The following is a 24,866-nucleotide window of genomic DNA, read 5'->3' as shown; positions in this document are numbered from 1 at the left end:
GCTCTGCCATGTAAAAAGCCCGGAACGCATAACGCGTTTCCGGGCTTTTTCACGTCTTGCGCCCGCAGGCGCTGCAGGCTCAGGCGCGGCGGCGGCGCGCGGCAAAACCGACCAGGCCCAGGCCCAGCAGCATCATGCCGTAGGTCGCTGGCTCAGGCACTGCCGAGACCGAATTGAACGCGCGGAAATTGCTCAGGCCACGCGGCAGGTTGCCCAGGCTGAAAACCGTATTGGCGGCCAGCGGCGTGTCCCAGTGGAACAACAGTTCGCCACGGCCATAATGCACGGCCAGGTAGTCAAAGCTGGAGTTGACGGTGAACGAACCGGACTTGCTGCTGACCAGGTCGCCTTGGGCGGCCAAGACCAGCGAACCGGTGCCGCTCGATGGCAGACCAAATTTGCTGCTGACCAAGCTCTTGATGGCGGCCGCACTTTGCGCGCCCGACGGGTTGGCGCCGTCATAGACCCAGACCGAGTCCGCTGCCACGCTGCCGTAGGTGACGGTCTTGCCGCCCACAGCGAAGCCGCTCATGGCAGGATCGGTAATTTCCACCCAGCTCGCAGCTTGGGCCAATGGCGCCAGGCAAGCCGAGACAGCAAGGCAGAGACCCAGTACAGCACGTTTAGTCATGTTCATAGTTTCCCCTATTGATGAATTTCAAAAATTACAATGTTGTTTATATTTTTATTACGCTTCTTTGCGATTGGACAAAAGATATCATTCAGGAAATCAAAATGCAATAAAAGAAACATCTTGAGTCATTGAAAATTTCAATCGGTCTCATGCATTGAATGCATTAGCCTGCTTTGCGTAGTGTCATGCTTCGTACAACCGGGACGACGAAACCTGCTGACTGGATGGAAGTGTTGTTAATTCACACAGACGCATGCGCCGTTCAGGCAAGCACGGCCGGCGTTATCGCACGCCGTCTTGCGCCAGCGCAGACAAACGCCATGCTTCCTGCCGGACGGCCCCTCGCCGCGCCCTATCATGCATGCTCCTGCCGACATCCATCACGGAGCACGCCATGCTGACTTTAAGCAAATTGAGTCCCTCCATCACCGACATGATCCGCTTCGACCATAGCCACGTGCTGCTGGCCTTCCATCAGTACACCACCAGCAAAAAACCTGCCGTCAAAAAAGCCCTGGCAGAAACCATCTGTAGCGCACTGGACATCCACGCGCAGCTGGAAGAGGAAATTTTCTATCCGCAGATGCGCCAGCTGGACGGCGATGCCGCGGTACGCCAGAAAAGCGTGCCAGAGCACCAGGAAATGCGCCGCCTGATCGCCGAATTGCGCGCAACCGATGCGGCGACCACGCGCCATGACACCCTGCTGCTGGAAATGATGCGCGGCGTGCTGCACCATGTCGCCGATGAAGAAACCGTGCTGCTGCCGGAAGCCGAGACGCAGCTGACAGCAAGGCGCTTGAGCGAGCTGGGCGCACAGATGACGCAGCGCCGCATGGCCCTGGTCAAACCGCAAGCGGGCAAGATCGCCGCCAATACGCTGGTCGGTTTTTCCAGCAGCACCACGGCCTGGGTCATGGGCGCGGCCGGCGTACTGCTGGCGGCCAGGCTGTTTGCCCGCAAGGCAGCCTGAACTGGCGTGGGGAGTAGCCAGGCCGGCGGGCAATCAGCTACCATGGGAGCTCTTCGACTCCGATGACGGACCACCATGCCCAGCTGGCACCTGGCCGACGCCGCCGAACTGGCGGCGCGCCATCCCTATACTTTTTATAAATCGCCGCCCGAGGCCATCGCCCAGGTGCGCCCCGGCGAAGTGGTCAAGCTGATCTTCGCCTTCCACAGCGACGACCCGCAAGCGCCGGGTGCCGAGCGCATGTGGGTGCTGGTCGATACAGTCGAGCCGCATGGGCACTTCACCGGCAAGCTCGACAACATGCCCGGCTACATCGCCGATTTGCAGGCGAAAGACCCCATCGCCTTCGCGGCGCGCCACATCATCAATACGCAGCACGACGATGATGATAACCTCGTCAACCGCTACGCGGGCCTGTGCTTCGTGACGAAAAAAGTGCTGGAAGACGGCGCGCCCGTCGGCTATCTATACCGCGAGGAACCGGACAACGACGACGACAGCGGCTGGCGCTTCACGGCCAACGACGAAAGCGACGACTACATGAACGACAGCGCCAACGTGGCCCTCGTATCGCTGGGCGCCGTGCTCAGCGTGGACGATCGTTGTATTGCGCTGCTGGATTCTCCCGCCGGATCGGCCTATGCCTTCGACCACAACACGCAACAATTCATGGCGGTGGACGAATGACAACAGATGAACTGAAGCAATTTTGCGCGGCCCTGCCCGGCGCGCAAGCTGTGCTGTATGGCCCGCCGTCGAACATCCTCTTGTGTGAAGTGAGCGGCAAGAAATTTGCCTATTTCAAGACCAGCGCGCCCGAGCAGTGGCGCTTCAGCCTGCGGGTCAGCGCCGAGCGCTTTATCGAACTGACGGACATGCCCGGCATCAAACCGGCCCGCTACATGGGCCGCTTTCACTGGGTGACCATCGTCGACGTGGCGCGCTTCCCCGCCGATTACCTGGCGGAACTGGTGCGCGATAGCTACGCGCGCGCCGTGGCCAGCCTGACGCGCGCGCAGCGGGCGGCCATCGCCTAGAGCGCTTCCTCTCCCGCCATGGCGCGGTCGATGTCTTCGCGCGTCAAGTCCGGCGCCAGCTGCAGGATGAACTCGTAGGCGTAGGCGCGCAGGTAGGCGCCGCGGCGCACGGCCAGGCGCGTCGTGTTGGTGGCGAACAGGTGCGACGCTTCCACGGCCCTTAGCCCCTTGTCGCGGCCATGGTCGAAGGCCATCGAAGCCACGATGCCCACGCCCAGGCCCAGCGCCACGTACTGCTTGATGACGTCCGAATCCATGGCCGTCAAAATGATGTCGGTCGTCACGCCCGCCTTGGCGAACGCATCGTCGATATGGCCGCGTCCCGTGAACCCCTTGTCGTAGGTGATCAACGGGTATTTCGCCAGGTCTTCCAGGCGGATCGGCGAGTGCTCGAGCAGCGGGTGGCCGTCCGGCACGACGATCAGATGGCTCCAGCGGTAGCACGGAAACGACACGAGGTCGGGAAACTGGCTCAAGCCTTCCGTGGCGATGCCGATATCGGTCTTGCCCGACAACACCCATTCCGCGATGTGTTCGGGCGCGCTTTGCTGCAGCGCGATGCGGACCTCAGGGAAAGCTGCGCGGAAGCCCTGCACCACTTTCGGCAGCGCATAGCGCGCCTGCGTGTGCGTGGCCGCCACCGACAAGGTCCCGCTGGTCTGGCCGCTGTACTCGAGGCTGGCCTGCTGCAGGTTTTCCGCCTCGATCAAGAGGCGGTCGACGATCTTCAGGATGCCCTTGCCCGGCTCCGTCAAACCCGTCAAGCGCTTGCCGTTGCGCTCGAAAATCACCACGCCCAGCTCATCTTCCAGTTCGCGGATTTGCCGGCTTACGCCCGGCTGCGACGTGAACAGGGCGTTGGCCACTTCCGTCAGGTTGTAGCCGCGGCGGGCCGCTTCGCGGATCGAACGCAGTTGTTGAAAATTCATAGTGTTCCAGCCTCTCAGGTTCTTGTCGGTTCAACGAACACATGTAAACGCTTTGGACGCACGACCAGGGTCTCGCCCTCTTTCAGCTGCAGATGCGTAAAACGCTCGTTCGACATCACCGCTTCGATCAGCTCGCTGTTATCGACGCGCTGCAAGTCCAGCTGGGCCAGCGGGCCGATCGCATGCGCGCGGCTCAGCTTGACGACGATGCCTTCGGCGCCCTGCGTGTAGCGGTCGATTTCCAGGTCGTGCGGACGCACATAGGCCGTGCCCTTGCTGTCGCTCACGCCCGCATAATCGGGCACTTCGAAGCTGGCGTCGCCGGTGGCCATCACGCCGTCATGCACGCGGCCGTGGAACAGGTTGACGTTGCCGAGGAAGCCATACACGAAGGGCGAAGCCGGGTGGTTGTAGACTTGCTCAGGGGAACCGAGCTGCTCGACGGTACCCTTGTTCATCAGCACGACCTGGTCGGCCACTTCCAGCGCTTCTTCCTGGTCATGCGTGACGAAAATGCTGGTCACGTGCAAGTCGTCATGCAGGCGGCGCAGCCAGCGGCGCAATTCCTTGCGCACCTTGGCATCCAAGGCGCCGAACGGTTCGTCAAGCAGCAGCACGCGCGGCTCCACGGCCAAGGCGCGCGCCAAGGCGATACGCTGGCGTTGTCCGCCCGACAACTGCGGCGGATAGCGGTCGGCCAGCCAGTCGAGCTGTACCAGTTCCAGCAAATCCTTGACCTTGCGGCGGATCTGGTCTTCCGACGGGCGCTCGCTGCGCGACTTCACGCGCAAGCCGAAGGCCACGTTTTCAAACACGGTCATGTGCTTGAACAGCGCATAGTGTTGAAAAACGAAACCGACTTGCCGCTCGCGCACGTGGCGGTTCGACGCATCTTCCGCGTCCAGCAGCACTTGCCCGCTGTCCGGATGTTCGAGGCCGGCAATGATGCGCAGCAAGGTGGTCTTGCCGCAACCCGAAGGGCCCAGCAGGGCCGTCAATTCGCCGGCGGGAAAGTCCAGCGAGATATTGTCGAGGGCGACGAAATCGCCAAAACGCTTGTGGATGTTTTTAACTGCGATGGTCATGTCAGTGCTCCGTAGAACGTAAGGCGGAATCGTCGGCGTCGCTCTCGTTCAAACGCCACTCAATGAAAGCTTTCAAGGCCAGGGTCACCAAGGCCAGCAAGGCCAGCAGAGAGGCGACGGCAAATGCGGCGGCGAAGTTGTACTCGTTGTACAGAATCTCCACTTGCAGCGGCATGGTGTTCGTTTCGCCGCGGATATGGCCGGAGACCACGGACACGGCGCCGAACTCGCCCATGGCGCGGGCGTTACACAGGATCACGCCATACAGCAGACCCCACTTGATATTCGGCAAGGTGACTCGGCGGAAAGTGTTCCAGCCCGACGCGCCCAGCACGATTGCGGCCTCTTCCTCTTCGCTGCCCTGCGACTGCATCAGCGGGATCAATTCACGCGCGACGAACGGGAAGGTGATGAAGATCGTGGCCAGCACGATGCCGGGCACGGCAAACAAAATCTTGATGTCATGCGCCTGCAGCCACGGGCCGAACCAGCCTTGGGCACCAAACATCAGCACGTAGATCAGGCCGGAAATCACGGGCGAGACGGAAAACGGCAAGTCGATCAGGGTCAGCAAGATGCTCTTGCCGCGGAACTCGAACTTGGCGATGCACCAGGAAGCGGCCACGCCGAATACCAGGTTCAGCGGCACGGCGATGGCGGCCGTGATCAGGGTCAATTTAATCGCGGAAATCGCGTCCGGATCGATGATGGCGGCGATATACGCTTCCCAGCCCTTTTTGAACGCTTCCGCAAACACGGCCACCAGGGGCACGATGAGGAAGGCCGTCAGGAACAGCAAGGCGATGGTGATCAAGACCGTGCGTACCCACAATGGTTCCAGCACGACGGGGCCGACATTCGGTTCGAAGCGGCGCGCTGTCGGCAGCGCCTTGTCCACGCCAGCGGCGGCAGTCGTATTCGTACTCATGATTTCTTCGCCTTTCCGCGCGTCCATGCTTGCAGCAGGTTAATCGTCAACAACAGCAAAAAGGAGACCACCAGCATCACCACGGCGATGGCCGTGGCGCCTGCGTAATCGTATTGTTCCAGCTTGGTAATAATGAACAGCGGCGTGATTTCCGACACCATCGGCATATTGCCGGCGATAAAGATCACGGAACCGTACTCGCCCGTGGCGCGGGCAAAGGCCAGCGCAAAGCCCGTCAGCAAGGACGGCAAGATCGTGGGGAAGATGACGCGGATAAACGTTTGCAGGGAATTGGCGCCCAGGCTGGCTGCCGCTTCTTCCAGTTCCTTTTCCGCGTCTTCCAGCACCGGTTGCACCGTGCGCACGACGAAAGGCAAGCCGATGAAGGTCAGCGCCACCACCACGCCCAGCGGCGTAAACGCCACCTTGATGCCCAGCACGCCTTCGATGAACTGGCCGAACCAGCCGTTCGACGAATACAGGGCCGTCAGGGTGATGCCGGCCACGGCCGTCGGCAAGGCGAACGGCAAGTCGACCAGCGCGTCGATGATGCGCTTGCCGGGAAACTTATAGCGCACCAGCACCCAGGCCAGGATGCCGCCAAACACCACGTTCAACAGGGCCGCGATCAGCGAAGCGCCAAACGTCAGGCGGTAGGACGCCATCACGCGGTCGGACGTGACGGCGCTGAAGAAGGCGTCCCATGTCATGGTAAAGGTCTTCAGGAACACCGACGACAGCGGGATGAGAACGATCAAGGCCAGGTAAAAGAGCGTGAAGCCCAGTGACAGCTTAAACCCCGGCATGACCCGAAACGGCGCTCCGCGCGCCTTGAGCGGTGCTGCTGATGCTGCAGACATAGAAACCCCTTCTTATTACATTTTTGAGTTATAGGGCGCAATAATCACATGCAACCGTTATAAAAAGAACTAACCATTTCTCATTTGCTTAGATGGATTTTGCATACTTGCTGGCGGAATCTATGGGCGAAAAAAAGGGGTCGGACCCTGCGGGTCCGACCCCGGCTTTTGGGGTGGGGTTGGGGTGGGCACACACTTAACCCAACACCTTGACGGCTGGGGTCAGACCCGACGGGGAAATGCGTCCTAGTAGGACGCATTTCAATCGCGAAGCGACTGACCCCGTTCTTACTTGTTCGGCTGCGGCGTCAAGCGCAAGTAGGGCTTGGCTGCCGTAAACCCCTTCGGATACTTCTGCTTGATCACGTCCGGGTCTTGCACGGTCAATGGAATGATGACGTCGTCGCCGTCTTTCCAGTTGCCTGGCGTGGCCACCGTGTAGCCGTCCGTCAGTTGCAGGGCGTCGATGACGCGCAGGATTTCATTGAAGTTGCGCCCCGTGCTCAGCGGGTACGTGAGGATCAGCCGTACTTTCTTGTTCGGGTCGATGATGAAGACGGAGCGCACGGTGGCCGTGACGGATTGCTCCGGGTGGATCATGTCGTACAGCACCGACACTTTCTTGTCGACGTCGGCGATGATGGGGAAGCCCACGACCGTGTTTTGCGTCTCTTCGATATCCTTGATCCAGCTCTTGTGCGACTCGGCCGCGTCCACGGACAGGGCAATGGCCTTTACGTTGCGCTTGTCGAATTCCGGCTTGAGCTTGGCCGTCAAGCCCAGTTCCGTCGTGCATACGGGGGTAAAGTCGGCCGGATGGGAAAACAGCACCACCCAGGAATTGCCCGCCCACTCGTGGAACTTGAGCGGGCCGATCGAGCTGTCTTGTTCAAAATCAGGGGCGACATCGCCCAGGCGTAAAGTCATCGTGATCTCCTGTGAGGTTGTGTATCGGGATGTTGGTCGAATCAGGCTGCCTGACGGTGGCGCTTGTCGCTTTGCGCCAGATCAAACAGCGTTTGCAATTGCGCCTGGCCGTAGACCCAGTCGCCAAGGCGCGACTCGGCGTTGATATGGCCCAGCGCACCGCCATCAATATACTTGCAATTCCAGCGCCGTGCCCACTGCGCCGCGTGTTCGGCCGTCATCCACGGATCGGTCTGGCTGGCGATCAGGATGCCGGGGCAAGGCAGCCGCTTTTGCGGCAATGCCTTCGCCACGCCAAACTTGTCGGGATCGGCTGGTCCCACCAGCAGCACGCCGGCCACGCCCTGCGGATCGTGCGCCAGGCTGTGCGCCGTCGTCAGGCAGCCGAAGCTGTGAGCGACGATCAGGGTCGGGCGCGCATCCTGCCGCCGCACCTGGTCCAGCCGCGCCGACCAGGTGGCCAGGTCGGGCGCGTTCCAGTCGTCCTGCTCGACCCGCTCGAATTGCGGATATAGGCGCTGCCAGCGGCTCTGCCAATGCTCGGGACCGCTGTTATGCAAGCCCGGCACGATCAGTACCCGGTAATCGGAAAAGCTGCGCAGCGCCATGATGTATCCTTTTAGTAACGGTCTGGCAATCGTGCCATCCGGTATTATTTAGGCTGGTAGATCTGGTCGAAGATGCCGCCGTCGGCAAAGTGCGCCTTCTGTGCGGCCGTCCAGCCACCGGCCACTTGCTCGATGGTGAACAGGTTGACCTTGGCGAACTGCGACGCGTATTTCTTCGCCGCCTTGTCCGTTGCCGGACGGTAGTAATTCTTCGCGATGATGTCTTGCGCTTCATCCGTGTACAGGTAGTTCAGGTAAGCCTCGGCCACCTTGCGCGTGCCGTGCTTGTCGGCAAACTTGTCGACGACGGCGACGGGCGGCTCGGCCAGAATGCTGACGGATGGCGTGATGATGTCGAACTTGGTCGGGCCCAGTTCCTTGACGGCCAGGTAAGCCTCGTTTTCCCAGGCGATCAGCACGTCGCCGATGCCGCGCTCGACGAACGTGGTGGTGGCGCCGCGCGCGCCGGAATCGAGCACGGGCACGTTTTTATACAGCTTGCCGAGGAAATCCTTGGCCTTCGCTTCGTTGCCGCCCGGCTGGCGCAGCGCGTAGCCCCATGCTGCCAAGTGGTTCCAGCGAGCGCCGCCCGAGGTTTTCGGATTCGGCGTGATGACGGAGACGCCTGGCTTGATCAGGTCGTTCCAATCCTTGATGCCTTTCGGATTGCCCTTGCGCACCAGGAAGACAATGGTCGAGGTGTAAGGCGAGCTGTTGTGCGCCAAACGCTTTTGCCAGTCGCCGGCCAGCAGCTTGTGCTCGGCCAGCGCATCGATGTCATAGGCCAGAGCCAGGGTGACGACATCAGCTTCCAGGCCGTCGATGACGGCGCGCGCTTGCTTGCCCGAACCACCGTGCGATTGCTTGATCTTGACGTTGTCGCCCGTCTTGCCTTTCCACTCCTTGGCAAACGCCGTATTCACATCCTGGTACAGCTCGCGCGTCGGGTCGTACGACACGTTGAGCAGGGTGATATCGGCAGCCTGCACCGTTTGCAGAATGGCAAACGCGCTGATGGCGGCGGCAATGATGATTTTTTTCGACAGCATCTAAGATCCCCGTGTGGTTGAACTTGCAGAGCCACCAGATTACGGCGCCATGGCCGCAAAGAGAACGAAGCGTTTCGCCGTTTGATATGCGTTTTTCACATATGGACGGCGCGCAACGGGGATTTAGCAGTTAATAAAAACGGTTAAACAAAATGACGGCCCAGGTGGCGAAGGCCAGGATGCAGGTCAGCAGCACGGCGGCGCTGCCAAAGTCCTTGGCGTTTTTCGACAGCGGATGACGTTCGAGCGAAATGCGGTCAACCACGGCTTCAATTGCCGAATTGATCAATTCGACGATCAGCACCAGCAGCAGCACGCCGATCAGCACCAGCTTTTCAAACGCGGAAACGCGCAGCAGCAAGGCGATCACCGTGCCGACGACGAACAGGCCCAGTTCCTGCCGGAACGCATGTTCGTGGCGCCAGGCCGCTTTCAAGCCATCGAGCGAGTAGAAAAAGGCGGAGAAAATCCGTTTCAAGCCGCTTTTGCTCTTGAATTCATTTACAGGTTGCATAGTTTTCCATGGTTCAAAGCACATGCTATCCACGCATTATGACGGGCACAATAGGGATTGTGACAATTTATTCGCTATCTATCTCGGAACATTTCACTATTTTTTCACATCATGGTATAAAGAAGGATGAATACTGCATTGCACCAAATCCATCATGAAAATTGAACCGGTCGCTGCCCCGAAGACGACGATCCAGGTCATCGAACGCATGGTCGCCCTGCTCGATGCCCTGGCCAAATATTCCGACCCGGTCAGCCTGAAGGAATTGTCCAAAGTATCGGGCCTGCACCCCTCGACGGCGCACCGCATCCTCAACGACATGGTGCTGACGCGCTTTGTCGACCGCATCGAACCGGGCACGTACCGGCTGGGCATGCGCCTGCTGGAACTGGGCAATGTAGTGAAAAGCCGCCTCAGCGTGCGCGAAGCGGCGCTGGACTTCATGCGCCAGCTGCACAAGAAAACCCAGCAAACGATCAACCTGTCCGTGCGCCAGGGCGACGAGATCGTCTACATCGACCGTGCCTTTTCCGAACGCTCGGGCATGCAGGTGGTGCGCGCCATCGGCGGCCGCGGCCCGCTGCACCTGACCTCGACCGGCAAGCTGTTCCTCTCCGTGGACGAGCCGAAAGCCATCCGCGCGTACGCCACGCGCACGGGCCTGGCCGGACACAACAAGAATTCCATCACGGATCTGCAAAAGCTTGAGCGCGAACTGAGCCTGGTGCGCGAGCGCGGCTATGCGCGCGACAATGAAGAGCTGGAACTGGGCGTGCGCTGCATGGCCGCCGGCATCCGCGACGATACAGGCAAGCTGATCGCCGGCCTGTCGATCTCGGCGCCAGCCGACCGCCTGCAGGATGAGTGGCTGGTGGACCTGGTGGAAACGGCGAACCAGATTTCAGTGACTTTGGGTTTTATACCCCAAGACTAAAGAAACAGGGCAGCAACGCTGCCCTGTTTCTGTTAGCCGCCAGGCAAGCTCATGTTGGCAGGCTTGAGGGCTTCCAGCCACTTGCGCATGCGGCCCGCATCGGCCGTGCGCGACTGTTTTCCCTTGGAATCAAGGAAAACCATAATCACGGCCCGTCCTTCGATGACAGCCTGCATCATCAGGCAACGTCCCGCCTCATTGATAAAGCCCGTCTTTTGCAAGCCGATTTCCCAGCCGGGATTCGCCACCAGGTGATTCGTATTGCCAAACTGCATGGGCTGGCCGCTGGCTTCGACGATGGCTTTCGGGTCCGTCGAGTACTCGCGCAGCAGCGGATGGCGGAAGGCGGCCATGGCCAGCTTGCCCAGGTCGCGCGCGCTGGCCACGTTCATCTTCGACAAGCCGCTGGAATCGACGTAATGCGTATCCATCATGCCCAGCTGGCGCGCCTTGCTGTTCATCGCGTCGACAAACGCCGACAAGCCGCCCGGATAATTACGGCCCAACGCCGAGGCGGCACGGTTTTCCGAGCTCATCAAGGCGATGTGCAGCATATTCGCCCGCGTCAATTGCGAACCCACTTTCAGGCGCGAGCTGCTGAACTTGGCGCGATCGACATCCTCGTCCGTGATCGTCAGCAATTCATCCATGTCCTGGTGCGCTTCGACGACCACCAGGCCCGTCATCATCTTGGTGATGGAGGCGATGGGCAGGGCCACATTCGAATTCTTTTCAAACAGCACTTCCGAATTGTTCTGGTCCAGCACCAGCGCCACGCTCGACTTGAGGTCGAGCGGATCGCGCGTGAGGTTCAGGCCCGCCAGGTCGCCCATAGTGGGCATCGGCGCGGCCATGGGCACGGCCACGCTGCTGATTTTTTGATAGATGACCTTGCGTTTGCCGCGCACCATGACAACCCGGCGCACGCTCTTTTCGCGCGGCGCGGCCGTCGCGCTCTTGCGCAGCACGACTTTGACTTTCTTGGTGTTCTGTTTCTTGGAGGCTGAGGATTTGCCGTTCGCTTCCTTGGCGTGCACGGCCGCAGCCGGCGCCAGTGCAAACAGCAGGGAAGCCAGGATACCCAGCGCAAGTTTAAACTTAGCCATTCGATAATTCCCCGTGAAGCTGTTGCCTTATTGCAGTGTAGCGAAATGCAGAGTATTCGCAAGCCTATTTAACAGTTAGGACAGTATTTATTGCAGTACTGAAATACAAATCGTTAGCGATCAGCAAACAAGCTCATCCTTGACGGCTATTTGCTGGTGCACATCGCCGGGATGTCTATTTGTCCATGAATTTAACAAAACCGGCCAGCGGCTCGCGTTCCGTGCTCAAGCGGTTCTCGACCTTGTCCGGGTCGGCATAGCCGAGGGCCATGCCGCACACCACCATTTCGCTGGCCGGCACGCCCAGCTCGTCGCGGATGATGTCATGGTAGTGGATGAAGGCCGCTTGCGGGCACGTGTCGAGTCCCCGCGCGCGCGCCGCCAGCATGATATTTTGCAAGAACATGCCGTAGTCAAGCCAGGAACCCTGCTCCAGCACCCGTTCGATGGTAAAGATCAGCCCGACGGGCGCATCGAAAAACTGGAAATTGCGTCCATGCTGAGCCGCCATGCCGGCCGTGTCGCTCCGCTCCAGGCCCAGCAGCTGGTACAGGTCCAGGCCGATCCTGCGCCGGCGTTCGATGAACGGCGCCGTCCACTGGCGCGGGTAATAGATATACGACGCCGTGCGCGCGGGCGCATCGGGCGCCTTCGGTGCGGCATAGACGTCGAGGATGCGGCGCGACAGCCGCGCGCGCGCCTCGCCCGACAGCACATACACTTTCCACGGCTGCATGTTGGCGCCCGAAGGCGCGCGCGCCGCCACTTCCAGGATGCGCGCGATATCGTCCTGCGCCACCGGCGTGGGCAAAAAGGCGCGGATCGAACGGCGCGACAGAATGACGGCGTCGACGGCTTGCTGCGCCGCCTGTGTTTCAGATGCTTGCTTGTTCACTGCCCTGCTCTCCTGCTCTAACTATTTCTTGACGACAAACACGACGCCGACCACGGCCACCAGCATGCCGGCGATGCCCAGCATATTGAACGCTTCGCCAAACATCAGCCAGGCCATCACGGCCGTCGTGGGCGGCGTCAGGTACAGCAAGCCCGTCACTTTCGTCGCATCGCTGCGGCGAATCAGGGCGAACAGCAGGAAGATGGCGCCGATGGACAGCACGAGTACCGACCACAGCAAGGCGCCGATGAAATTCGCCGTCCATTGCACATTGCTGAAATGCAGGTCCAGCCCTTCGTAATACAGGGCGAATGGCAAGACCACGACGATGGAGGCGGCAAACTGCACCACGGTGCCCGTGCGCAAGTCGAATTGCGGGCAGTGGCGTTTTTGGTACATGGTGCCGGCCGTCATCGACAGCAGCGCGAACACGCACAGCAGCACGCTTTCCACGGTCAGGCCCACGAGGTTGATCTTCGCATACACGACGAGGGCCACGCCCAGCAAGCCGAAGAACAGGCCCAGCCACTGGCGCGGGCGCACGGATTCGCCGATCAACGGTGCGGCGCAGGCCGTCAGCACGGGCTGCATGCCCACGATCAGCGCGGACAGGCCGGCCGGCATGCCCAGCTTGATGGCGCACCAGACGCCAGCCAGGTAGCCGGCCTGCATCAAGATGCCGGCCACGGCGATCTGGCGGAACTGTCCTACGGGCCACGGTGCGCGCAACAGCAGCACGAGCGGCAGCAGGATCACCAGCACGCCCAGGAAGCGCAGCAGCAAAAAAGTCAGCGGGGGCGCGTACGGCAGGCCGAACTTGGCCACGATAAAACCTGTGCTCCATAACAACACGAAGAAGCCAGGCAAGGCCATCGGCGTCAGAGTGGTCAGAAGAGAGGCTTTGCCGCTGGCGCCAGCCGCGGCGGGAAGATTGGACATGGTATCAACTCGGGAAACGGGATCGGCACCAGGTGCTGCGCCAGTGCGGGAGGCAAAGTCTAGCATGCTGCGCCGCAATCGTCCCCGTAGCCGCTGGAAACGATAGTTTAGGCATAAACCATTGACACCCAGAAATCAAATATTTCTCTTTAGAAACAATGACTTTTGATCCAAATCTATTCAATTGTTGCATCGCACAAGAAACGCTTGACTTCGTTTTTTTTCACCGTAGAATAGGGTTTGTTGCGTTGCACAATTCTTGTTCAGCTTGAAAAATTTAGATTCACCTGCTTTCCCAAACGGTACACGCAGCATCAAATTAACCAGATTTCGATTTTTTGGAGATTTATATGTTTTCAATTCCTGAGCAATTTTCGTCCGCTACCAAAGCCAACCTGGAAGCCCAATTCGCCCTGTTCTCGTCGCTGACGGGCAAAGCCTTCGAAGGCATCGAAAAGATCGTCGAACTGAACCTGACCGCTGCCAAAGCGACCCTGGAAGAATCGACCGCCGCCGCCAAGCAATTGCTGTCGGCAAAAGATCCACAAGAATTCTTCTCGCTGAGCGCTGCTCAAGCCCAGCCTAGCGCCGAAAAAGCCATCGCTTACGGCCGTCACCTGGCTGCCATCACGTCGGGCACCCAAGCCGAATTCAGCAAAGCTGCTGAATCGCAAATCGCTGAAACCAACCGTAAAGTCCTGTCCCTGGTGGAAGAAGTCACCAAGAACGCGCCAGCCGGTTCGGAAAACGCCGTCGCCATCCTGAAAAGCGCCATCGGCAACGCCAATGCGGGCTACGAGCAATTCTCGAAAACCAGCAAGCAAGCCGTCGAAGCCATCGAAGCGAACCTGACCTCGGCCGTGAACCAGTTCACGCAAGCAGCTGAAAAAGTCGTGCCACGCGCTGCCGCCAAGTAATTCTTGCGCGACCGCTACGGCGGTCCGCTGTACCTGCTCCTCCAGGCATCCATCCCGTACTTCCCCGACGGATGCCATTATGCCCCAGCCCAGCTGGGGCATTTTTTATGCGCGCTTACTCTCCCAGATACGCCGCCTTGACGCGCGGGTCGTCGAGCATGGCGGCCGCGTTGCCGCCCATGGTGACGAGGCCGGAATCCATCACATAGCCGCGATGCGCCGCTTGCAGGGCCAAACGGGCATTCTGTTCGACCAGCAAGATCGTGATGCCTTCGGACGACACCTTGCGGATCACCTCGAAAATTTTCTCGACCATGATGGGCGACAAGCCCATCGACGGCTCGTCGAGCAGCAGCAGCTTCGGATGACTCATCAGGGCGCGCGCCATGGCCAGCATCTGCTGCTCGCCGCCAGACAAGGTGCCGGCCATCTGCGCCGCCCGTTCCTTGAGGCGTGGAAAGACGTCGAACCAGCGGGCGATATCGTCCTCGACACCGGCCTTGTCCGTGCGCGTGTAGGCGCCCATCATGAGGTTTTCGCGGATCGACATGCGGGTAAATACGCCCCGCCCTTCCGGCACCATGGCCAGTTTCCTTTCCACCAAGTGGAACGATTTCGTGCCCTTGAGCGACTCGCCCAGGTAGCTGATCGTGCCTTCGACCTTGCAGGCCGGCAAAGTGCCCGTGATGGCTTTCAAGGTCGTCGTCTTGCCGGCGCCGTTCGCGCCGATCAGGGCGATCAGCTCGCCCTGGTTGACTTCCAGGTCGATACCCTTGACGGCCTTGATGCCGCCGTAGGCCACGTGCAGGCCCGATACCTTCAATACATTCCTGTTCAAGCCAGCGTTACTCATGCGTGCGACCCTCCCAGATAAGCCTCGATGACGGCCGGGTTTTGTTGTATTTCGGCCGGCAAGCCTTCCGCGATGCGCTTGCCATACTCGAGCACGGTGATGCGGTCGCACAGTCCCATCATCAGTTTCACGTCGTGCTCGATCAGCAGCACGGTCTTGCCTTCGGCCTTGATTTTCACCAGCAACTCGCGCAGGGCCAATTTTTCCGTGGCATTCATGCCCGCCGCCGGCTCGTCGAGAGCCAGCAGTTGCGGGTCCGTGGCCAGCGCGCGGGCGATTTCCAGGCGCCGCTGGTCGCCATACGACAAGAAGCGCGCCGTGCGGCTGGCGAACTGGGCGATGCCGACGAAGTCGAGCAGCTCCATGGCCCGCTTGCGGATGGACGCCTCTTCCTCGCGCGCCGCCTTGTGGCGGAAGATGGCGCCGAACACGCCCTGATGCGAGCGCACATGGCGCCCCACCATGACGTTTTCCAGCGCCGTCATGTCGCCAAACAAACGGATGTTCTGGAAGGTGCGCGCAATGCCCGCCTTGGCCACCTTGTGCGGCGCGGATGGCGAATATGGTTTGCCGGCCAGCTCGAAAGTGCCCGTGTCGGGCTGGTAGAGGCCTGTGATCACGTTGAAAAACGTCGTCTTGCCGGCGCCGTTCGGGCCGATCAAGCCGTAGATCTGGCCTTGCCGGATGGTGATGCCCACGTCGGTGAGCGCTTGCAAGCCGCCAAAACGTTTATTCACGCCGGCAATATTGAGAATGATCTGTTCGCTCATGCTATCCCTCCCTTAAGCGGACACGACGCCGGTGGATTTGTTGGGTTGGTCGACGTCGTGGTCGGGCCGGTCTTCGTGCTTCGGCGATGGCCACAGGCCGGCAGGACGGTTGAGCATGATCAAGACCATGGCCAGGCCGTACAGCAACTGGCGCAGCACTTCCGCCTCGATCACCACGTGGCCGAACAGCGCCTGCTGGGCCGGCTCCACCACGTGGCGCAGCACTTCCGGTATCGAAGCGAGGATCACGCCGCCGAGGATCACGCCGGGGATATGGCCGATGCCGCCCAGCACCACCATGGCCAGCACGGCGATCGATTCCGTCAGGGAAAACGATTCCGGCGAGACAAAACCCTGGAACGAGGCAAACATGGCGCCCGCCACGCCGCCGAACGAGGCTCCCATGGAAAAGGCCAGCAATTTCACGTTGCGCGTATTGATGCCCATGGCCTTGGCGGCGATCTCGTCTTCGCGGATGGCCACCCAGGCGCGGCCCAGACGCGAATGCTGGAGCCGCTTGGTGACGAACACAACGGCGATACACAGGAAGAGGAACAAAAAGTAATAGGCGTTCACGGACGGCATGGAAAAACCGGCCACCGTGACGGTGCTGTTGGTGCCCGCCTCGCCCGCCAGGTTGACGCCAAAGATGCGGATCGGGTCGATCAGATTGATGCCTTGCGGCCCGTTCGTGAAATTGATCGGGTCGTTCAAGTTGTTCATGAAGATGCGGATGATCTCGCCAAAGCCCAGGGTCACGATGGCCAGGTAGTCGCCGCGCAGTTTCAAGGTGGGCGCACCCAGCAGGGCGCCAAACAGGCCGGCAACAAAAGCGGCCAGCGGCACGATGATCCAGATCGACAAATGGATGCCGTTTTCGCGGATTTCCGGCCCCATCAGCTGCACCAGGGTTTCGCCCAGCACCGGATATTGATTCACCACCGATTCGAGCAGAATGGCGAACTGGGGCGACGCCAGCAAGGCCGTCAGGTAGGCGCCCACGGCGTAGAAGGCGATGTAGCCGAGGTCGAGCAGGCCGGCAAAGCCGACAACGATGTTCAAGCCCAGGGCCAGCATGATGTACAGCAAGGCCATGTCGATGATGCGTACCCACGAGTTGCCGAACTGGGCGGCAAAAAACGGGAACACCATCAGCAGCGCGGCCAGGCCCAGCATGCCGGCGTAGGCCTTGGCCGGATTTTTCTTAGCGTCAAAATCGAGTAGTGCCATGATTTAATCTCCCAGTTTCACATCAGGCACGGTCGGCCACGCGTTCGCCCATGATGCCGGACGGGCGCAGGGTCAGCACGATGATCAGCACGACGAAGGCAAAGATATCCTGGTAGTGGCTACCCAGGAAGCCGCCCGTGATGTCGCCGATATAGCCGGCGCCCAGGCTTTCGATAATGCCCAGCAAGATACCGCCCAGCATGGCGCCGTAGATATTGCCGATGCCGCCCAGCACCGCCGCGCAGAACGCTTTCAGACCAGGAATGGCGCCCATGGAAAATTGAATGGAGGCATAGTTGGCACCCCACATCACGCCGGCCACGGCCGCCAGCGCGGCACCGATGGCAAAGGTGGCCACGATGACCTTGTCGGAATCGACGCCCATCAGCCCTGCCACGCGGGGGTTTTCCGCCGTGGCGCGCATGGCGCGGCCCATGCGGGTTTTTTCCACCAGCAACACCAATCCGCCCATCGACAGCGCGGCCAGGGCCAGCAGCAACACTTGCGTTTGCGAAATCACGGCGCCGCCTATGTTGATGGGGTCGGTCGACAGCAATTGCGGGAAGGGCAAGGGATTGCGCGTCCAGATCATCATGGCGAAGGTTTGCAGCAGGATGGAGACGCCGATGGCGGTAATCAGGGGGGCGAGGCGGGGGGCATTGCGCAGGCGGCGGTAGGCGACCCGCTCAATGATGATGTTGACCAGAATACAGATGGGTATGGCGCCGAGGATGGCGGTGGCCAGCTTCAGATAGCCGGGCCAGTCGGGCACATAAATGCCCAGCAGCTTGAGGATGGTCAAGCCCACCATGGCGCCGATCATGAGCACGTCGCCGTGGGCGAAGTTGATCAGGTTCAGCACGCCGTACACCATGGTGTAACCGAGGGCGACTAAGGCATACATGCTGCCCAACACCAAGCCGTTAATGATCTGCTGGATGAATGTATCCATGATTGCCCTATCAAATATGCATTTTTCGGGAACAACTTCCGCCAGAACATGCCGCTGATACAAAAACGGCACCGGAGGAAGAATTCCTGCAGTGCCATCCCTGGACCGTTCTCACCAACATGGTGCACGCACTGAAAACAGGCGTGACCTTGCTTAGTCATAACGACAACATATTCAAGCTTGAAGCAATCATAACGATCTTTTGCAAAAACTAAGCTTGGAATAAATCAATCATTTCCGAATTAAATTCGGTTTTGAGGTAACTATTTCATCGATACTCAGCAGCCGTACAGCCTCAGGCGACGTCGCGCTTGATGCCGTCGAGGCCTTTCGGCATCGGGAACGTGACGGCTTCCTGCACGCCGTCAAGCGGGCGCACGCTCTTCACGCCGCACTCTTTCAAGCGGTCGATGACGGCCTGCACCAGCACCTCGGGCGCCGAGGCGCCAGCCGTGACACCCACGCGCAGCTTGCCTTCCAGCCACGCCGGGTCGATCTGCGAGGCATTGTCGACCATGTAGGCAGGCGTGCCCATCTTGTCTGCCACTTCGCGCAGGCGGTTCGAATTCGAGCTGTTCGGGCTACCCACGACGATCACCACTTCCACCAGCGGCGCCATGAATTTCACGGCTTCCTGGCGGTTCGTGGTGGCGTAGCAAATGTCGCCTTTTTTCGGCTCGGCGATATTCGGATATTTCGCTTTCAAAGCCGCAATAATGTCGCTGGTGTCGTCAACTGACAACGTTGTTTGCGAAACATAGGCCAGGCTCTCCGGATTGGCGACCTGCAATTTCGCCACATCGTCGAGCGTTTCCACCAGATGCATGCCCATATCGGCCTGGCCCATCGTGCCCTCGACCTCGGGATGGCCATCGTGGCCGATCATGATGATCTCGCGGCCTTCGCGGCGCATCTTGCCCACTTCCATGTGCACCTTGGTGACCAGCGGGCAAGTCGCATCAAAAATGCTCAGGCCGCGCGATTCCGCCTCGGCACGCACGGCTTTCGACACGCCGTGGGCGGAAAACACGAGCGTATTGCCGGCAGGCACGTCATCGAGGTCGTCGATGAAAATGGCGCCCTTGTTGCGCAAATCGGCCACCACATAGGCGTTATGGACGATTTCATGGCGCACATAGATCGGTGCGCCAAATTGCTGCAAGGCGCGTTCGACGATTTCAATCGCCCGGTCGACGCCAGCGCAAAAACCGCGGGGCTGGGCCAGTAACAGTTCTTTATCCATCGCTACTCCTTACAGGACCGAAATGAGCTTGACTTCAAAGCGCAGCGGCTGGCCGGCCAGCGGATGGTTGAAGTCGAACAGGGCCGAATCGTCGCGCATTTCGCGCAGCACACCGGCAAAGCGGCCGCCGCCCGGCGCGGCGAAGTCGACCAGGTCGCCGATCTTGTAGTCGGCGCCCGGCACCGAGTTTTCGTCCAGGGTAGCGCGCGAGACGGATTGCACCAGCTCGGGATTGCGCTCGCCAAAGCCTTCGCCCGCTGCCAGCTCGAACGTCTGGTGCGTGCCTTCAGGCAAGCCCAGCAGACGCTGCTCGAGGAATGGCGCCAGTTGGCCCTGTCCCAGCATCAAGGTCGCGGGATTGCCGCTGAAGGTCGTGACAATGTCAGTACCGTCAACAGTAGCAAGACGATAATGCAGGGTAAGGTAAGCCGCTTCGGTGACGACTGCTGGTTGCTCGTTGGACATAGTAGTTTTCAAGTAACTGGTGCAAAACGATATTGTAAGCCACCCTGAGCCAGCGCGCCCCATGCCATCTCGGCGCGGCCATGCTTTTGTCAAAAAACATGGCCGCGTACCCTGTCACTTATCCGACGTTGACGTACGTCAACCCGCCAGGCGTGCTCGCATGATTGCCGAAGCCCGAGCTGTCTTCCAGGTTGCCGTCGAGCTTCCAGCGCCCCACAGGCCGGTGCACGATGCCGTACTGGCCATAGTCATACACTTCCTTGGGCGTCAGCACGCGGTCGTACAGGATAACGTCCGACAACTGCCAGGCGGGCGTGCCCTGCTCCAGCGCATTGACGGCACGACCGATCACCAAGGGTGTGCCCGCAGCGTTCACGAATGGCTGCGCCATTTTGTTCCCCTGGTACATGAGAAAATCGTCGACGTATAGGCTGATGGAACCATCATGCTTGACGGTGTAAGTGCAGCGCAGCCAGCGGTCAGTGACATCCACCTTCGCACCGTGGCCATTGCTGTTCGAGCTCACGGCATTTCCTCCCCATAACTGGAGGTAGGTGCTCAGATTGTTCTGCGTAGTAATAAACTTTTGCAGCAGCGCCCAGCCTTTGCTATTCGATTGGCGCTTGATGAACGCTTGATCAACGTCCTTGGTCGAGGTTACAGCCTGCTGCCGGATACAATACGACAGTGAAAAATCCGCACTCTCGTAGCGCACGGACGAAGGCACGGTGAGCATCAGGCCAGGCTGGAACTGCAAGGTCTTCGTCACGCCGAAACACGGCTTGGGCGGTGCAGGGCGGATGGCGTCGTCGCCGCGCAAGGCGTTCCAGACAGGCTCGCGTTCGTTAGTATGCGTCGGCGTCTGCACCAGGTTCATTTCGCCGACCTCCATGGCTTTGCCCGCATTCCAGGCCCAGTAACATGCCAGTTGCACACCCGTACGGCGTATGGCGCTCAGCAATGCGTGCAAATTGTCCTGCCGTTCGGTATCTTGCAAGGCCCTTTCTTGCTTTTTAGACAGGCAAAAGCTGCCAAGGTAATACGGTTTGCCTAATTTCTCGGCCGCGCGCTGCATCACTTGCAAATAAGCGAGCGAAGACGAAACGAAGTCGGATGGCAAATCCGCGCCCTCAAGCAGGCCACTGCTGACATATTCGTTACCCGGGAACAGGTTTTCGCACAGACAGTCGACCGGATCCGGATTCATGAATGGCAGGGTTTCCTCAACATATTGCTGCAAGGAGCCTTGACGGGGCGAGGTATGGGCAATGCCCGCATTGCCGGACGAAATCATGCGGGCCAGGGTATCGTTGTCGCGCAGCAATTGCGCCGTTTCCTGGATGATTTCCCGCGTCGAATTCAAGTCTATCTTCGCCCCGGCCATCAGTTCCTGCGCAGCCATCCACGCGGCGATGCCGGCGTGGTTGCTGTAGCGCTGCGCAAACGCCTGGGCAAAGGCACGCATATAGTGGCGTGTTTTCGATTGAGGATTGATCAGTGCAGCGCGCGCGATTACATCGTGCTCGGTTCGTGTAGCGCCCGCCTCCCCCACCAACTCCGGCACGGCATAGGGATTCCAGAACGGACAGGCAATGATGCCGATGCCGTTGGCCAGCGCACAGTCGAGCAGCGCCTTCACCGCAGCCCAGTATGTATCGTTGATTCCCAGGTCCACGACCGTGTTGTCGTCGGCAAATTTTGGCTTGCCGACAACGTAGTCCCACACCTGATAGCCGGTGCCGTCGGCCATTGTGCCGTTAAATGGCGCCATCATCACCTGGATGTACTTGAAACCATTGGCGGCGAGATAGGGAAAATCGGCCGGGTAATCGGGGTTGCTGTCATTCGTCGTCGTGGCTGCGGCTACGGCGCTCCAGGTGCGGCGCTCCAGGTACGCGTGCGAATTGAGGCCGATGCCGCTGACCTTGCCCGTGTTGACGCCGGCGGCGTTGAACTCTTGCATGACTCCATTGATAACTTTGATGTACGGCATGACTGCTCCTGTAAAACAAGTGGAAGACATTGAGTTCAGGGCCCTGACTCCCCGTCGCTGCAACTTGCATGGAATGCAACGACAGGCAAATGATAGCGCCTGAAAATACCCGCTCCGGGCATCTTGGCTTTTGTTTTTTTAGCACGACCTGACATAAAGACGAGCTAGCGCAGCATGGCCGCCCGGGGAAGGCGCGACAATCATCGGCAGGCGCCACGACCAGCTGGGCGCACCGGGGAGGCAACATGGGCATCAAGGATTGGCCAGCCGGCGAACGGCCGCGCGAACGCCTGATCGAGGATGGCGCACAATCGCTGTCGGACGCTGAATTGCTAGCCGTCTTCCTGCGCACTGGCGTGCGCGGCAAGAGCGCCGTGGAGCTGGCGCGCGATACGGTCGAGCACTTCGGCTCCTTGCGGGGCCTGTTTGGCGCCAGCCTCGTGAGTTTTTCCGCCGTGCACGGCATGGGCAGCGCCAAGTTCGCCCAGCTGCAAGCGGTGCTGGAACTGGCGCGGCGCGCCATCATCGAGGACTTGCAGGCGGGCCAGGCCCTCAATTCGCCGCACGCGGTCAAAGACTATTTACGCCTGACTCTGGGCAACCTGGCGCATGAAGCGTTTCACGTGTTGTTTTTGGACGTCAAGAACCGGCTGATCACGACCCAGGAAATGTTTCGCGGCACCCTCACCCACACCAGCGTGTATCCGCGCGAAGTGGTCAAGCAGGCGCTGCTGCACAACGCGGCCAGCGTCATGCTGGCGCACAACCATCCGTCCGGCACGCCGGAACCGAGCGAATCGGATCTGCTGCTGACGCGCGCGCTGGTGCAAGCCTTGTCGCTGGTGGATGTGCGCATCCTCGACCATTTCGTCGTGGCCGGGCGGCAAGTGCATTCGTTTGCGGAACATGGGCAAATCTAGGCCAGAGCCCGCTCCACCGCAGTTAACCATGTGTAAACAAGGACATACGTGACAAAGGAAGCAGGCTTGTCTAGCAGTAAACAGCGCTGTTTACCAGTGCTTTTCCCTATGAGGAAGGGTAAAAGTCAAATTGTTAAATTATTTCAATACAACATGACACAATTGTTTTTCGCAAGTCATTGATAAATCTGCTTATTTTGGATATACTCTCGTTTTTCCAATTTGGAATATCTTTAAGGAGTGCGCCATGGCACGTGTTTGCCAAGTCACTGGGAAGAAGCCGATGGTCGGCAACAATGTTTCCCATGCAAACAACAAAACCAAACGTCGTTTTTTGCCTAACTTGCAGAATCGTCGTATTTTTGTTGAATCTGAAAACCGCTGGGTCTCCCTGCGTTTGTCCAACGCCGGTCTGCGCGTCATCGATAAAGTCGGCATCGACGCCGTATTGGTCGATATGCGCGCTCGTGGCGAAAAAGTCTAATTAGCAGAATAAGGGAGCTATCATGGCAAAATCAGGCCGCGACAAAATCAAGTTAGAATCGACCGCCGGTACGGGTCACTTCTACACGACTACCAAAAACAAGCGTACGACGCCTGCGAAAATGGAGATCATGAAATTCGATCCTAAAGCACGCAAGCACGTAACGTACAAAGAAACCAAAATCAAGTAATTGATATTGTGTTCTGTAAAAAGAGCCGCTCCGATGAGCGGTTTTTTTTCGCCCTGATTTTCGACCGACTCTCTTCACCTTTGTACCGACGAAAAAAAGCCCTGGAAACCAGGGCTTTTATCTGCTACCGCAGCTTACTTATGCATAGCTGCGCAGGCGCAAGGAAAAGTCTTGCAGCGACTTGATGCCCGACGCTTCGGCGCGCGTGCACCAGTCTTGCAGCTTTTGCAGCAATTGCTCGCGCGTAAAGTGCGAACGCTCCCAGATGGCGCCCAGCTCCACGCGCATGTGGTGCATGGTTTCCAGCGCCTTGCTGTGCTGGAACAGTTCCGACAACTGTTCGTGATGCGCATCGGCCAGCTTGCCCGGTTCGCGCTGCATCAGCTTGCGCGACGATTTCAGGAAGCGCTTTTCCAGCTCGGCCTTGTGCTTCAGGTGTTCCAGTTCTTCTTTCCAGGCATGCTTGATCGATTTCGCATACTTGGCCATCACGTCATAGCGGTTGGCGATGACGGACTGCAAGGTCTCGAAGTCCGCTTCCAGCTTGCCGTGCGAGAACTTCGGTTCCGGCGCCAGTTTTTTCACCTTGGCCAGGCCCAGCATTTCCAGCGCGCGGATATATGCCCAGCCGATATCGATTTCATACCATTTCGACGACAGCTTGGCCGACGTCGCATAGGTATGGTGGTTGTTGTGCAACTCTTCGCCGCCGATCAAAATGCCGAAGGGAATGATATTGGTGGCCGCGTCGGCGCAGTCGTAGTTGCGGTAGCCCCAGTAGTGGCCGATGCCGTTGATGATGCCTGCCGCCGTGATCGGGATCCACATCATTTGCACGGCCCACACGGAAATGCCGATCACGCCGAACAGGGCGAAGTTCACGAAGAACAGGATGACCACGCCCAACCAGCTGTATTTGGTGTACAGATTGCGCTCGATCCAGTCCGTCGGCGTGCCGTGGCCATACTTGGCCATGGTTTCCATGTTCTTCGATTCAGCGCGGTACAGCTCGGCGCCTTCCCAGAACACTTTCTTGATGCCGCGCGTCACGGGGCTGTGCGGATCTTCTTCCGTATCACACTTGGCATGGTGCTTGCGGTGGATGGCGGCCCACTCCTTGGTGACCTGGCCCGTCGTCAGCCACAGCCAGAAACGGAAGAAATGGCTGGGCAGCGCATGCAATTCCAGCGCCCGATGGGCCTGATGGCGGTGCAGGTAAATCGTGACGCTGGCGATCGTGATGTGGGTGACCACCATGGTGTACAGGAAAACTTGCCATGCGGACAGATCGGTAATGCCAGTTGCCATGAACTGCAAAACGTCGTGTAAAACGGAACTCAATGTCATTACTACTACTCCAAGTGGACAGGGCGTGCGCACGGTCGCTCCAGTGACTCTGGAGGTCCGGCAGAGTTAATTTTAGGCGTGATT

Annotated in this window: 28 protein-coding genes; 8 read left to right on the top strand and 20 right to left on the bottom strand. The window is 59.4% G+C overall.

Going from position 1 to position 24,866, the window contains the following annotated elements; translation table 11 throughout:
* Positions 1-79: 79 nt before the first annotated feature.
* On the bottom strand, positions 80-631 hold the full coding sequence (locus JAB6_RS29665) for an FxDxF family PEP-CTERM protein (RefSeq protein WP_254671447.1): 552 nt from the start codon (positions 629-631) through the stop codon (positions 80-82).
* A 397-nt stretch (positions 632-1,028) separates the two neighbouring features.
* On the opposite strand from JAB6_RS29665, the gene JAB6_RS04045 reads away from it, so the two are divergent.
* The 3 genes from JAB6_RS04045 (at position 1,029) to JAB6_RS04035 (ending at position 2,644) form a co-directional block, all read left to right on the top strand.
* Positions 1,029-1,607 carry a hemerythrin domain-containing protein gene (locus tag JAB6_RS04045; RefSeq protein WP_175444482.1) on the top strand — a complete coding sequence of 193 codons (579 nt, stop codon included), beginning with the start codon at positions 1,029-1,031 and terminating at the stop codon, positions 1,605-1,607.
* A 75-nt stretch (positions 1,608-1,682) separates the two neighbouring features.
* The gene (locus tag JAB6_RS04040; RefSeq protein WP_070301443.1) at positions 1,683-2,294 is read left to right on the top strand and encodes a DUF2185 domain-containing protein; all 612 of its coding nucleotides are present in this window, start codon (positions 1,683-1,685) and stop codon (positions 2,292-2,294) included.
* A complete protein-coding gene (locus JAB6_RS04035) occupies positions 2,291-2,644 on the top strand; it encodes an MmcQ/YjbR family DNA-binding protein (RefSeq protein WP_070301442.1) in 354 nt (117 codons plus the stop codon). Before JAB6_RS04040 ends, JAB6_RS04035 begins: the two co-directional genes overlap by 4 nt.
* Here the strand turns inward: JAB6_RS04035 and JAB6_RS04030 are convergent.
* The 8 genes from JAB6_RS04030 to JAB6_RS03995 form a co-directional block, all read right to left on the bottom strand.
* Entirely contained in the window at positions 2,641-3,573 is a 933-nt protein-coding gene (locus JAB6_RS04030) for a CysB family HTH-type transcriptional regulator (protein WP_070301441.1), read from the bottom strand. The two genes, JAB6_RS04035 and JAB6_RS04030, sit on opposite strands and share 4 nt — an antisense overlap.
* A 14-nt stretch (positions 3,574-3,587) precedes the next feature.
* Positions 3,588-4,658, bottom strand: a complete 1,071-nt coding sequence (locus JAB6_RS04025; protein WP_034747519.1) for a sulfate/molybdate ABC transporter ATP-binding protein — start codon at positions 4,656-4,658, stop codon at positions 3,588-3,590.
* A 1-nt stretch (position 4,659) separates the two neighbouring features.
* A complete protein-coding gene (gene cysW, locus JAB6_RS04020; protein ID WP_070301500.1) occupies positions 4,660-5,586 on the bottom strand; it encodes a sulfate ABC transporter permease subunit CysW in 927 nt (308 codons plus the stop codon).
* Positions 5,583-6,392 carry a sulfate ABC transporter permease subunit CysT gene (gene cysT / locus JAB6_RS04015; RefSeq protein ID WP_099408869.1) on the bottom strand — a complete coding sequence of 270 codons (810 nt, stop codon included), beginning with the start codon at positions 6,390-6,392 and terminating at the stop codon, positions 5,583-5,585. The genes cysW and cysT overlap by 4 nt, the downstream gene beginning before the upstream one ends.
* Before the next feature lie 342 nt (positions 6,393-6,734).
* The gene (locus tag JAB6_RS04010) at positions 6,735-7,373 is read right to left on the bottom strand and encodes a peroxiredoxin (protein ID WP_034747512.1); all 639 of its coding nucleotides are present in this window, start codon (positions 7,371-7,373) and stop codon (positions 6,735-6,737) included.
* A gap of 41 nt (positions 7,374-7,414) precedes the next feature.
* Positions 7,415-7,981, bottom strand: a complete 567-nt coding sequence (locus JAB6_RS04005) for an alpha/beta hydrolase (protein ID WP_070301440.1) — start codon at positions 7,979-7,981, stop codon at positions 7,415-7,417.
* A gap of 44 nt (positions 7,982-8,025) precedes the next feature.
* Positions 8,026-9,030, bottom strand: a complete 1,005-nt coding sequence (locus JAB6_RS04000) for a sulfate ABC transporter substrate-binding protein (protein ID WP_070301439.1) — start codon at positions 9,028-9,030, stop codon at positions 8,026-8,028.
* Between the two features lie 130 nt (positions 9,031-9,160).
* On the bottom strand, positions 9,161-9,544 hold the full coding sequence (locus JAB6_RS03995; protein ID WP_034747502.1) for a diacylglycerol kinase: 384 nt from the start codon (positions 9,542-9,544) through the stop codon (positions 9,161-9,163).
* 154 nt (positions 9,545-9,698) lie between these two features.
* Here JAB6_RS03995 and JAB6_RS03990 point away from each other — a divergent pair, with 154 nt between their 5' ends.
* A complete protein-coding gene (locus tag JAB6_RS03990) occupies positions 9,699-10,478 on the top strand; it encodes an IclR family transcriptional regulator (RefSeq protein ID WP_034747499.1) in 780 nt (259 codons plus the stop codon).
* Positions 10,479-10,510: 32 nt separating this feature from the next.
* Here the strand turns inward: JAB6_RS03990 and pbpG are convergent, their stop codons facing one another.
* From pbpG to JAB6_RS03975, 3 genes are all read right to left on the bottom strand, one after another.
* Entirely contained in the window at positions 10,511-11,584 is a 1,074-nt protein-coding gene (gene pbpG, locus JAB6_RS03985; protein WP_070301438.1) for a D-alanyl-D-alanine endopeptidase, read from the bottom strand.
* A 175-nt stretch (positions 11,585-11,759) separates the two neighbouring features.
* Entirely contained in the window at positions 11,760-12,479 is a 720-nt protein-coding gene (locus tag JAB6_RS03980; protein ID WP_070301437.1) for a nitroreductase, read from the bottom strand.
* A gap of 21 nt (positions 12,480-12,500) precedes the next feature.
* Positions 12,501-13,352: a DMT family transporter gene (locus JAB6_RS03975; protein WP_070224559.1), complete on the bottom strand. Its 852-nt coding sequence runs from the start codon at positions 13,350-13,352 to the stop codon at positions 12,501-12,503.
* 416 nt (positions 13,353-13,768) lie between these two features.
* On the opposite strand from JAB6_RS03975, the gene JAB6_RS03970 reads away from it, so the two are divergent.
* Positions 13,769-14,335 (top strand): phasin family protein, encoded by a 567-nt coding sequence (locus JAB6_RS03970; protein WP_034747490.1) that lies wholly within the window; start codon positions 13,769-13,771, stop codon positions 14,333-14,335.
* Between the two features lie 115 nt (positions 14,336-14,450).
* Here the strand turns inward: JAB6_RS03970 and JAB6_RS03965 are convergent, their stop codons facing one another.
* The 7 genes from JAB6_RS03965 to JAB6_RS03935 all read right to left on the bottom strand — a co-directional run bounded on the left by JAB6_RS03965 (position 14,451) and on the right by JAB6_RS03935 (position 21,841).
* Positions 14,451-15,173: an ABC transporter ATP-binding protein gene (locus JAB6_RS03965; RefSeq protein WP_139143277.1), complete on the bottom strand. Its 723-nt coding sequence runs from the start codon at positions 15,171-15,173 to the stop codon at positions 14,451-14,453.
* A gap of 11 nt (positions 15,174-15,184) precedes the next feature.
* Positions 15,185-15,958, bottom strand: a complete 774-nt coding sequence (locus JAB6_RS03960) for an ABC transporter ATP-binding protein (protein WP_034747484.1) — start codon at positions 15,956-15,958, stop codon at positions 15,185-15,187.
* Positions 15,959-15,970: 12 nt separating this feature from the next.
* Positions 15,971-17,188: an ABC transporter ATP-binding protein gene (locus tag JAB6_RS03955; protein ID WP_034747480.1), complete on the bottom strand. Its 1,218-nt coding sequence runs from the start codon at positions 17,186-17,188 to the stop codon at positions 15,971-15,973.
* Positions 17,189-17,210: 22 nt separating this feature from the next.
* On the bottom strand, positions 17,211-18,140 hold the full coding sequence (locus JAB6_RS03950) for a branched-chain amino acid ABC transporter permease (protein ID WP_034747477.1): 930 nt from the start codon (positions 18,138-18,140) through the stop codon (positions 17,211-17,213).
* 295 nt (positions 18,141-18,435) lie between these two features.
* Positions 18,436-19,383, bottom strand: coding sequence for a 4-hydroxy-3-methylbut-2-enyl diphosphate reductase (gene ispH / locus JAB6_RS03945; protein ID WP_034747471.1), 948 nt, complete (start codon positions 19,381-19,383; stop codon positions 18,436-18,438).
* A 9-nt stretch (positions 19,384-19,392) separates the two neighbouring features.
* Positions 19,393-19,848 (bottom strand): peptidylprolyl isomerase, encoded by a 456-nt coding sequence (locus JAB6_RS03940; RefSeq protein ID WP_034785165.1) that lies wholly within the window; start codon positions 19,846-19,848, stop codon positions 19,393-19,395.
* Positions 19,849-19,966: 118 nt separating this feature from the next.
* Entirely contained in the window at positions 19,967-21,841 is a 1,875-nt protein-coding gene (locus tag JAB6_RS03935; RefSeq protein WP_070301435.1) for a LamG-like jellyroll fold domain-containing protein, read from the bottom strand.
* 245 nt (positions 21,842-22,086) lie between these two features.
* Here JAB6_RS03935 and radC point away from each other — a divergent pair, with 245 nt between their 5' ends.
* The 3 genes from radC to rpmG all read left to right on the top strand — a co-directional run bounded on the left by radC (position 22,087) and on the right by rpmG (position 23,435).
* Positions 22,087-22,761, top strand: a complete 675-nt coding sequence (gene radC / locus JAB6_RS03930) for a DNA repair protein RadC (protein WP_070301434.1) — start codon at positions 22,087-22,089, stop codon at positions 22,759-22,761.
* 247 nt (positions 22,762-23,008) lie between these two features.
* Positions 23,009-23,245, top strand: coding sequence for a 50S ribosomal protein L28 (rpmB, locus tag JAB6_RS03925; RefSeq protein ID WP_010400928.1), 237 nt, complete (start codon positions 23,009-23,011; stop codon positions 23,243-23,245).
* Between the two features lie 22 nt (positions 23,246-23,267).
* Entirely contained in the window at positions 23,268-23,435 is a 168-nt protein-coding gene (gene rpmG / locus JAB6_RS03920; RefSeq protein WP_010400929.1) for a 50S ribosomal protein L33, read from the top strand.
* A 138-nt stretch (positions 23,436-23,573) separates the two neighbouring features.
* On the opposite strand, the gene JAB6_RS03915 is transcribed toward rpmG, so the two are convergent.
* Positions 23,574-24,782, bottom strand: coding sequence for a fatty acid desaturase (locus tag JAB6_RS03915; RefSeq protein ID WP_034747459.1), 1,209 nt, complete (start codon positions 24,780-24,782; stop codon positions 23,574-23,576).
* Between the last annotated feature and the right edge of the window lie 84 nt (positions 24,783-24,866).

The sequence above is a fragment of the Janthinobacterium sp. HH104 genome, from assembly GCF_001758715.1.
Lineage (GTDB): Bacteria > Pseudomonadota > Gammaproteobacteria > Burkholderiales > Burkholderiaceae_D > Janthinobacterium > Janthinobacterium aestuarii.
Note: the sequence above shows the minus strand (reverse complement) of the source record. Positions and strands in the feature narration are given on the sequence as shown.